The sequence below is a fragment of the Rhodopirellula sp. JB055 genome (assembly GCF_043100905.1).
GTDB lineage: Bacteria > Planctomycetota > Planctomycetia > Pirellulales > Pirellulaceae > Rhodopirellula.
This window is the reverse complement of the sequence record NZ_JBICHO010000173.1, coordinates 1-9444: the sequence shown is the minus strand read 5'-3', so window position 1 is coordinate 9444 and position 9444 is coordinate 1. Positions and strand designations below refer to the sequence as shown.

At 54.8% G+C, this 9444-nt stretch carries 7 protein-coding genes and 1 pseudogene; 3 read left to right on the top strand and 5 right to left on the bottom strand.

Annotation, left to right across the window (positions count from 1 at the left end):
• Positions 1-236 precede the first annotated feature (236 nt).
• The 3 genes from ACF8AM_RS07145 to ACF8AM_RS07135 all read left to right on the top strand — a co-directional run bounded on the left by ACF8AM_RS07145 (position 237) and on the right by ACF8AM_RS07135 (position 4797).
• Complete coding sequence (locus ACF8AM_RS07145; RefSeq protein ID WP_392554968.1) at positions 237-1910, top strand: sigma-70 family RNA polymerase sigma factor; 1674 nt, start codon at positions 237-239, stop codon at positions 1908-1910.
• A gap of 82 nt (positions 1911-1992) precedes the next feature.
• Positions 1993-3426 (top strand): sulfatase-like hydrolase/transferase, encoded by a 1434-nt coding sequence (locus ACF8AM_RS07140; protein ID WP_392554967.1) that lies wholly within the window; start codon positions 1993-1995, stop codon positions 3424-3426.
• Positions 3427-3762: 336 nt separating this feature from the next.
• On the top strand, positions 3763-4797 hold the full coding sequence (locus ACF8AM_RS07135) for a hypothetical protein (RefSeq protein WP_392554966.1): 1035 nt from the start codon (positions 3763-3765) through the stop codon (positions 4795-4797).
• A 249-nt stretch (positions 4798-5046) separates the two neighbouring features.
• Here the strand turns inward: ACF8AM_RS07135 and ACF8AM_RS07130 are convergent, their stop codons facing one another.
• From ACF8AM_RS07130 to ACF8AM_RS07110, 5 genes and pseudogenes are all read right to left on the bottom strand, one after another.
• Positions 5047-5856: a hypothetical protein gene (locus ACF8AM_RS07130; protein WP_392554965.1), complete on the bottom strand. Its 810-nt coding sequence runs from the start codon at positions 5854-5856 to the stop codon at positions 5047-5049.
• Between the two features lie 361 nt (positions 5857-6217).
• Positions 6218-7396, bottom strand: coding sequence for a DUF5658 family protein (locus ACF8AM_RS07125; RefSeq protein ID WP_392554964.1), 1179 nt, complete (start codon positions 7394-7396; stop codon positions 6218-6220).
• 276 nt (positions 7397-7672) lie between these two features.
• Positions 7673-7900, bottom strand: coding sequence for a hypothetical protein (locus tag ACF8AM_RS07120; protein ID WP_392554963.1), 228 nt, complete (start codon positions 7898-7900; stop codon positions 7673-7675).
• Positions 7901-8066: 166 nt separating this feature from the next.
• Entirely contained in the window at positions 8067-9128 is a 1062-nt protein-coding gene (locus tag ACF8AM_RS07115) for a DMT family transporter (RefSeq protein ID WP_392554962.1), read from the bottom strand.
• A 12-nt stretch (positions 9129-9140) separates the two neighbouring features.
• Positions 9141-9335: pseudogene (locus ACF8AM_RS07110) on the bottom strand (DUF1501 domain-containing protein); the annotation flags it as partial.
• Positions 9336-9444: the final 109 nt, after the last annotated feature.

Genomic DNA, 9444 nt, shown 5'->3' with positions numbered 1-9444 from the left:
CTCGGTCGACTTCAACCGACGCGGCACGGAGTCGCGTTGGAAGAAACGGCAGTGAACAATAGGATGGTTTTTGAGCAGCCCTCATGGGTGACCTTGAAAACGAAGACTCACTGCCCGATCAAACCGATCGTCTTACGGATAAGGCGACCCCCGGGCAAATTGGATTGACGTGCTGACGACCCGCCGGGGTCGCAAGGACAACGGCACGGACAATCTGGCATTGGGAAACCAAGATCATGCATGCGTCTTACCGAAACATTGCTGTCAAAGAACTTCGCGATCAATTGTCTCGATTCAGCCCTCGAGCCAAAAAGATTGAGCAGTCTTTGTTGGCTGAAAAACTGTTGTCAGAGGTCCAGCCCGATCGTGATTACTCGATGGATTACGTCACGTTCCGGATCACCAACTACCGCCCCGAATCGTCGCTTCGGCAAACGATCGCGTCGGCCGACTTGGTGCATGACCTGCGGTTGTTGATCGAAGACCTCTCCGATTCCGCCGATATCAACGCGAACGAAGCCGGTGAGCACGTGCACACCGTCGCCGACCTCAGTCGCAATTTTCACGTTTCCACCAAGACGATCAGCCGCTGGCGCGATGCCGGTTTGGTCAGCCGAAAATTCCTGTTCGGAAAACGCAAACGAGTCGGTTTTCTCAACAGCAGTGTCGATCGCTTCATCGCCAACAACCGTGACAAGGTCCGTCGTGGTGAACGATTCAGCCAACTGTCCGAGAACGAGAAGACCGAAATGGTCGAACGCGCTCGCCAATTGGTCGAAGGCGGTGCCACGTTTGCCGAAGTCATCCAGCAAATCGCATCGATCATGCACCGTTCGCCCGAAACGGTTCGCTACACGCTGAAGAACTTCGACGCCAAAAACCGACAACTGGCGATCTTCCCCCACCACCGAGAAACACTCAGTGAGGAAGACAAGCGGGTCATCCACCAACTGCAACTGCATGGTGCAACGATCCCCCAATTGTGCAAACGCTTCAAACGAACTCGGACCAGCATTCAACGCATCCTGAATGAAGTTCGGATGCAACACTTGTTGGAGATGCCACTGGAATACATCTACAACGAAGATTTCGAAGACACCACACGAGAATCCGAGTACTTGGGCGAAATGCCGGTTTCCGACTCTGCGCGAAAAGTGCGGGCTCCCTCGGAATTGCCGAGCTACTTGGCTGCCTTGTACGACGTCCCTTTGCTGACGCGGGAACAAGAGGGCCACCTCTTCCGCAAAATGAACTACCTCAAGCACCGTGCCAACAAACTGCGTCAATCGCTGATCGAGGCAGATCGCATGGACACCGCCGTGATGGATCAAATCCAATCGCTGTACGAAGAAGCAGTCAAGGTGAAGAACAAAATCGTTCAAGCCAACTTGCGTTTGGTCGTCTCGATCGCGAAACGCCACGTCGCCTCAGCAGAAGACTTTTTCTCGTTGATCAGCGACGGCAACATGTCCTTGATTCGTGCGGTCGAAAAATTTGATTACTCGCGAGGCAACAAGTTCAGCACCTACGCCTCCTGGGCAATCATGAAGAACTTCGCTCGAACCATCCCGAACGAGTTCAAACACCGCGATCGTTTCCGTGCCACGCCAGAAGAAATGTTTGTCGCACACCAAGACGAACGCCTGGATCCGTACCTGGAAGAAACCGTTCAACTGCAACGGCAGCGGGAACTGGCTCGCATCCTGGACCGCTTGGATGAACGCGAACAAAAGATCATCACGGCTCGCTTTGGACTGCAACGCGGCGTGGAGCCATTGACCCTCAAAGAGGTCGGCGAAGAAATGGGCGTGACCAAAGAACGTGTGCGTCAATTAGAAGCCCGAGCTCTTAGCAAACTTCGTGACGCGGCTCGCGACGCCAAAATCGATGTCGAGTTGGGTGCCAGCTGAATCCATTGAGCGCCCCGTGATGATTTCGTTGAGCTAGACTGGGAGGTTTCCCCACTCACCTCCCACCTAGCTTTTGTTGCTCATGATCCGCTCCATGATCGCAGCCTGCCTCGTTCTCGGCTCGCTTTTTCTTGACGTCACCGCGCCACAATCTTTCGCGGACGACCGCCCCAACATCATCTTCATTTTCGCAGATGACTTGTGCTTCGATTCCATCGCTGCACTCGGCAACCAAGAAGTCGAGACGCCCAACCTCGACCGCCTCGCTCGTGAAGGCACCTCGTTCGATCACGCCTACAACATGGGTTCGTGGAGCGGTGCCGTTTGCCTGGCCAGCCGCACGATGCTGAACTCGGGACGCTTTGTTTGGCAGGCACAGGAAATTTACAACCAATCGGAACAGGAACGGCAGGAAGGTCGTTGGTGGGGCGAGATGATGAAAGCCGCCGGCTACCGCACCTACATGACCGGAAAATGGCACTGCCGAGCGAACGCCGAAAAATCTTTCGATGTCGTTCGAGACACCCGCCCGGGCATGCCCAAAGATTTTCCCGAAGGTTACAACCGCCCGATCGAAGGCCAACCCGATCCATGGTCACCGTCCGACCCAAAGTGGGGTGGATTCTGGGAAGGCGGCACGCACTGGAGCGAGGTCATTGCCAACCACTCCGATGACTTCTTCGCTGACGCGGCCAAGCACGACCAACCCACGTTCATGTACCTGGCCTTCAACGCCACGCATGATCCTCGCCAAGCCCCGCAGGAATACCTCGACAAATACCCGGCAGAGAACATTCTGGTTCCCGCCAACTACCAACCGCTGCACCCCTATGCGGAAGAAATTGGATGTGGACGCAGACTTCGGGATGAGCGTCTGGCGCCGTTTCCGCGCACCGAGTACGCCGTGCGGGTTCACCGTCGCGAGTACTACGCGTTGCTAACGCACATGGACGCGATGATCGGCCGCATCCTCGATTCGGTCGAAGCATCTGGCAAAGCCGACAACACATGGATCTTCTTCACGGCGGACCACGGCCTCGCTGTCGGCCAACATGGTCTTCTCGGAAAGCAAAACCCTTACGACCACAGCGTTCGTGTGCCGTTCCTCGTCAAAGGTCCAGGCGTCAAAGCGGGCGTACGAATTGAAGAACCGATCTACCTGCAAGACGTGATGCCAACGACGTTGGAACTGGCCAAGATCGAGAAACCTGAACACGTCGACTTTCACAGTGTGCTTCCCTTGATGGACGGAGGCGTGACACCGTACCCAGCTATCTACGGCGCCTACCTGAATTTGCAACGCAGCATTCGCACGCCCGAGCACAAACTCATCGTGTTCCCCAAAGCCAAAACCGTGCAACTGTTTGACATGCAAAACGATCCCGGCGAGCAAACCGATCTGGCCACCAATCCCGCCATGCAGCCGATCGTCAAACACCTTTTCGAGCAACTACAAAGCCTTCAACAAGAACTCGGCGATGACCTCGAACTCCCCGCGACCTTGATCGGGTCCTAAAGAAACGGATCACCCAAAGGTGGGCCGTGCCCTGTCGCAGATCAGAAGACCCACTGGCTCTACCGCCTCTGAACCGAAAACGATTCAGGGGCGGTTCCACCATGGAAACATCGCCTCCACCGGCAAAGCAACTCTCCTATCCCGCCAATCGTAGACGGCACCCTTCAGAACTCTTCGGCGACTTGACTTGGGCGAACAGTTCGCTGAAAAACACGCTCGATTGCCAACAGGGTGATCACGACGCAAGCCGATTCAACGAACAGCCCTGAGTTGACTCCCGTAACATCTCCTTGCCCGTCGCGCATTCTTGCCCGAACTCCGAGTAGTACGGTTGCTATGTCAAAAAGACACTTTCTGGCTTGTTGCCTGGCCTTTCTCTCCGCTTTTTCTATTGTCTGTGCTGATGACTCCGCAACTGTTTCCCCGGCTGTTTCCTCGCCGCCGACAGCGGGCTGGTCGGCTAATTTCATCGCAGAGAGGTTGAAGGAACATTGCTTGGTTCCTAAGAACGTTCAAATTGACGCGACTGCTACGAATGCGTTTTTCAAGGATGAAGCAGGGACGGTCGGCAGCTTGCTTAAGTTCGACAAGCGGTACACGTACACGGCAAGTGTGCTAAACGACTCATATCGTTTGGAGGTGATCGCGACGGAAGGTCAAGACGCGACCACAGGAAAACAACTGTTCCATTCGGTCTTGGAGTACAACGGAAATAACGACCAATCGAAGGTTTATGAACCAGCATCTGACTTAGCCATGACGACATACGGCCGGGTTCACAAAGGACGAAATGGTTCAGAACGTCTCTTTCGGATTGGACATTACTTTCTTGGATTGGAAGACACGAATGGCCAGACGTTTCTTGCTTCGACATTGAATTCAAGAAGCAAATGGCATCTCAGCACCAAGGAAGATGAAGACCACCCTTCCATTTCCTTCCCGATCGTCAACGAATTGACCACGGAAAGGGTGGGGACTCGCGTCCTAAGATTCTCCGAGAAACTCGGTTTCCGGCTGGTGGAAGACCGTCGTGAAATCATCACGGCTGGCGAGACTGAGCCGGTGTATGAAAGATCCGTTGTCTTTTCGTACGAAGGCCCCGACCAGAATGGTCGAGTGCGTCTAAAAAGTGTTGATGACACGACACGTTCGAAATCAATGAACAAACGTCTGAAAGCTCCAACCGTCAATGTATTTTCAACCAGCATCCTTGAACACGCAGTTGGAACAGTCGATCCCAACGATGTTTTGATTGTCTTTCCAAAAGGTGCTGTGATTTCAGACAACATCAATGGGGGGATATTCCTGGCAACCGGCGACGGCGGTGAGATTCCCAGAGAGTTCGAATCAATACTAGGCGATGAACAGTGATTTCTCGAAAGGAACGCCGCTTCCCGATCAGCCCCCATCCCTTCCCATTGGCCTGAGCGTCACAAACATACGGTTCTGTCGCGTGATATCACCGCGCATCGTCACGGAGGCGACAACAATCGGCCGGAAGTAATCTGGGCAAGTATTGGTTGGTGGGTTGGATTCGTGCCACAGCCATGAATCGAGTAGCAGATGCGAGGTTGGAAAAAAAGTTGTCTGGTGATGAGGCGGGGGGCAGTCAGTGAAGCATCAGGCGGGAATCAAGAGTTTTCGTCCGAAGCCACCTGGTTGCTTGCTTGCCTGCTCGCAAAGCATGCGAATCGTTCCGTGCTGCGTTGCGTTCGCCTGAAGTGACCAGAGCGCGGCTCCCTTGCTCGCCAAGTGCAGTTTTTGCGGCTCGTCCATGGCATGCAATATCCGCGTGCAGGTTTCGTTTTGGTCTTTGATCGCCAGCCATAGAAACAGATCGGTATCACCCGGTGTCATGACTTCCCATTGGGCATCTTCAGACACCCTCCCGATTCCAATTCCGTATTGTTGAAGCTCCGTACGCTCCGCATCAGACAACTTCAAATCAGTCGCTTCGCTGGAAAGCGTTTGGTTGAGAAATTTACGAGTCCGGTCGTCTCGGTCCAGCACGGCAACAATCTTCTCAACGATTTCCGTTTCCCCGGTCACTAGAAATTCCGCCCAACACAGATCCATCTCACCGGGCGATTGAATCGCATCAGGCAGGTACCTTGCTTCACGAAGCTCGTTGGGGGGATCGACAATCAAGTCGATCGCTTGACGCAACGGACCGGATTCCTGGGACCGGACATCCTGCAATCGTGCATGAGCCTCCGGATAGATCTCTGCAATTCGCACGAACATCAGCATGATTGTCGGGTTCTCTTCGAACAATTGTTGCCCGACCGCATAACGCAATGCCATCCAAACTGATTCCGCGTCGAAGCGGCGATAGACCCCCGCTGTCACCTCAGCAAACTTCGTCGAATCGAGGTTGGGTTCGGCTGAACGCCCTTTTGAACTCGGGGCAGCGGCTGATTCGTGTGACATGCAGGTATCGGCAGAGAAGGTGCGTTCGGTTCGTTGACCGCCAGGATTGTGATCCCGAGGACTGGCACCAAGCTTACACAACCCAAGGGGCGGGGGAAGATCACTCTCGCTCGCCGGTGCTTTCACCTCGAAAAGGGGACGGGGGTCAAATCGGCGTGTTTCAATCTTTCGTGCATCAATCGCGATTGGCTCTTGGCCCCGACACCTCAGCGAGATGCACACCGCATGCCCAACGCAGGGCGAGAATCGCAGTCGAATGACGCCGGTTCGTGTTCCATACGATGAGTCTCCAAGCCCCGTCGACATGGATACCCAATGCATACTTTTTAGCTTCTCGTCCCTGTTGGTTGCTTTGCTATTCCTATGCGAACAACGATTGAAAGGTCAACCATCGTGCGGTCAAAAGCGTGAGCACCAGGCAACACCACCAGGTGGCTTTCCGGGCCAACGGTTTCTGACGCAGGTAGAACAGTAGGGCAAGAGACATGCTGGTGATCAAAATTTTGAACACTACCAACCCATACGGGTTTTCGATCAGGCGACTGCCAACCGGATTCAGCTCTCGCATCGTTCCCGATTGGTGAGCGAGCAGGGTCCATGCGAGATCAATGCCGGACATCAGCCCAATGATGACCAGTGAGATCACAAGCTTTTTGCGAACACTGGGTGTGTCCGTTGGTTCTTCGGTCGAGGAGAAAATCTGGGACGCTTCCGCCATTAGATGCCCAACCGCGAAAACGACGAGGACCAACGCCAACATGGTGATGGGGTAGTTCAGCCGCGCGATCAAAAGATTGGCAGCCTGAGCGGCAGCGTGCTGTGCTTCCGCTTCGTTGACCAAGGCGACGGCTTCCTCGGCTCGATCTCGAAAGCTGGGACTGGGTTCAAAGTTAACGATCGTGGTCACCCATCGCTCATCATAACCAGAATTGGATGCTTGCTCGGGAACGTCCGTGTTGTAAGCTTCGCCTTTCGATTTGGCGAGCAGTGCTTCCAGTAGCTCATGGCCGCTTTGGTCGTGCCAAAGTTGCCAGGGCGATTGTCCTTGGTCGAGAACATTAATGGCTCCCCATTCCAACATTTGCAGGCTTTGAAGCAGCCTGCGAATCGCTAGCGAGTCTTTTTCTAGCGGATCGCTTTCGGCACCGTTTCCGTTGATCCATTGACCGCCGCGGAAGTACTCATTTTGCGTTTCGAATCCATCGTCCCAACCGCGTGCGCCACCACCGCCACGGCGCCCTCCTCCTGGTCCTCGCCCCATTCCCGGACCGCGTCCTTCGCGTCCGCGTTGCCGAGCCAATTGCGAAAGATCAAAATAGTCGGCGTCGTATGAGACGCCATTGATCACGATGGATTGTTCATCGGCGGAGACGTCGATTGAGTACGGCGTCTCCACATAGACACCATCAATCAGCAAGAAACCTTGATCGGTCTCAATCGGTTTCAGGCTGGCCGAACCTCGGTTTCGCGGTTGTGCCCATGCATTCGTTGAGAAACAGGCGGTGAAATAGATTGCGTAGAGAAGGGGATGAGAAGTCATTTTTTAATGGGGCAATCGAAATGCGTGCGGTGTTCATCTCCTCCGCGATGTCATTCGACAGGCGCGCGATTCGCTCATACTCGCCAACAACGATGCGAGAAAAGAGGAGAGGATATGCTGGCTACGTCAGTGAACACCGTAGGTGAGACGAAGTTGCGTTTTGTCTAGCAAAAACGTTTTCGATTGAAGAATGATCCAATCTCCCGTTGAAAACACGCAGCTTGCCGAGAATCTGCGTCTGAACCCAGCGACCGATTTGGCCCCACGTGACCCACGCTAGCCAACGCGAACGGAGGTCATCGTGATGGATCCCAAAACGGCCTTGTCGTTGAAGATCTTGACGTCTTCTTGGGGGGCTTGCAAAGCCAGCGGGTAGAGCAGCGGGAAGTAGTGATCCGGCATTGGAATCGCTCGCGCGGCTGACTTTCCCAACGATTGGTAGTCACATAACTTCGCATGATCGCGATTGAAAATCAGTCGGTTGGTGATCTCGTTTGTCTCCATCGCCCAGTCGAATCCTTGATCGAGCCTTTGACCATGCATCCACCGCAAGTTGTGAACAATGTTGCCGCTGCCAAGGATCAGCCCCCCCGCGACGGCGAAGTTCGTTCAGTTCTTTGGCCACAGGCCAAGTTCAATCCAAAACAAGTTGGTTGATGAAAGTGTTGTTTCAAGAGCCGGCGGGTGACTTTGGTGTTGGCCAGAGCGACAGCAGGTTGGCGAGAATCAGGATGGTTCCGCCGAGAACCAATTCGAAGGTCAACGTTTCATTAGCATACTGGATGGCACACCAAACGCTGAGTAGTCCAGGAACGAACATGGCCCAGGTGGATGCCATCAGGGGTTCCAGGGTGTAGAGCACTGATGCTTGCGTCGGTGAGACGCTGGGTTGATATCGATTCATCAGCGAGAATGCGACCAACGATGGGAAAATCGCTAGCAAGACAATCAGCCCATAGAAGCGAGGCTGGATCGTCAACGCGTACCACCCAGGATTGGTTGACTCGTTTGTTGAAACCTCTGGAATGCTTGGCTGAATGAAAACAAAGAACAGCAACGCCAACACGGCGGTGGTACCAAACATCGATGGCGTGAACGCGAGCGAATCCAATCGCTTTCCAAACCAATCAACCGCAACGATCTGACCGCTGAAAAACAGCACCGCCAGCAGAGTCAACGTGTCACCGGTTTTCCATTGCCCCAGCCCATCGGGTGCGAAACGCAATCCGCCGCCTCCCCACTGCAACAAACCAGTCAGGATCGCGACGCCAAACAACGAAACTCCCGCAGCGAGCAGAACGGTTGACCGGGGACGCTGTCGTTCAAACAGCATTGCCAGAACGGGAGTCCAAACCACCGCGAGACTGGTCAGAAAACCGCTGCGAGACGCGGGGATGGTCGACAAACCGGAGACCTGCAAAACCATCCCGATGACGAACAAACACCCAATCGCGATTCCGGCGAGAAAGTGTGACCAGCGGACACGTCGAAGCACTCCGCTGCAACAGACCGCGAACAACACGCCAGCCAACGCGAAACGTAAGCCGGTCATCCATGCCGACGCCGCGGCGCGGAAGGCTCCCGATGCGGTGTGTTCATCCACACCAAAATGCTCATCCGCGAGCAGGTTCAACGCCTTGATGAATGGGAACGAAGATCCCCACAACACGTTGACAACGACCAACGCCAAAACAGCACGACGATGCGAGACCAACTGAGCTGTTTCTGACAAAGGACGCCAACATCAGGCAAGAAGTTCGGGGATGGGATCGTCGTCGCCCCCGATCTTAAAGGGACGCCCGTTGGGCGCGAAGAACTCCTCATCCAACGGCAATCCAGCCGCCGCAGCGATGGTCTTGTTGAACGACGACACGCTCACCGGATACTCATCGACATAGCTGCCGTGTTTGTCCGATGCCCCCAGGACTTTCGCCCGCTTGGGGCCGGCCCCCGGCCACGAGCGTCAGAACCCCCCAGGGTGGTGATGTCGTGCCGGGGGCGGGTTCAGGTTTGGCTTGGGGGCTAATGAGGTCGGGCAGACCACGCGG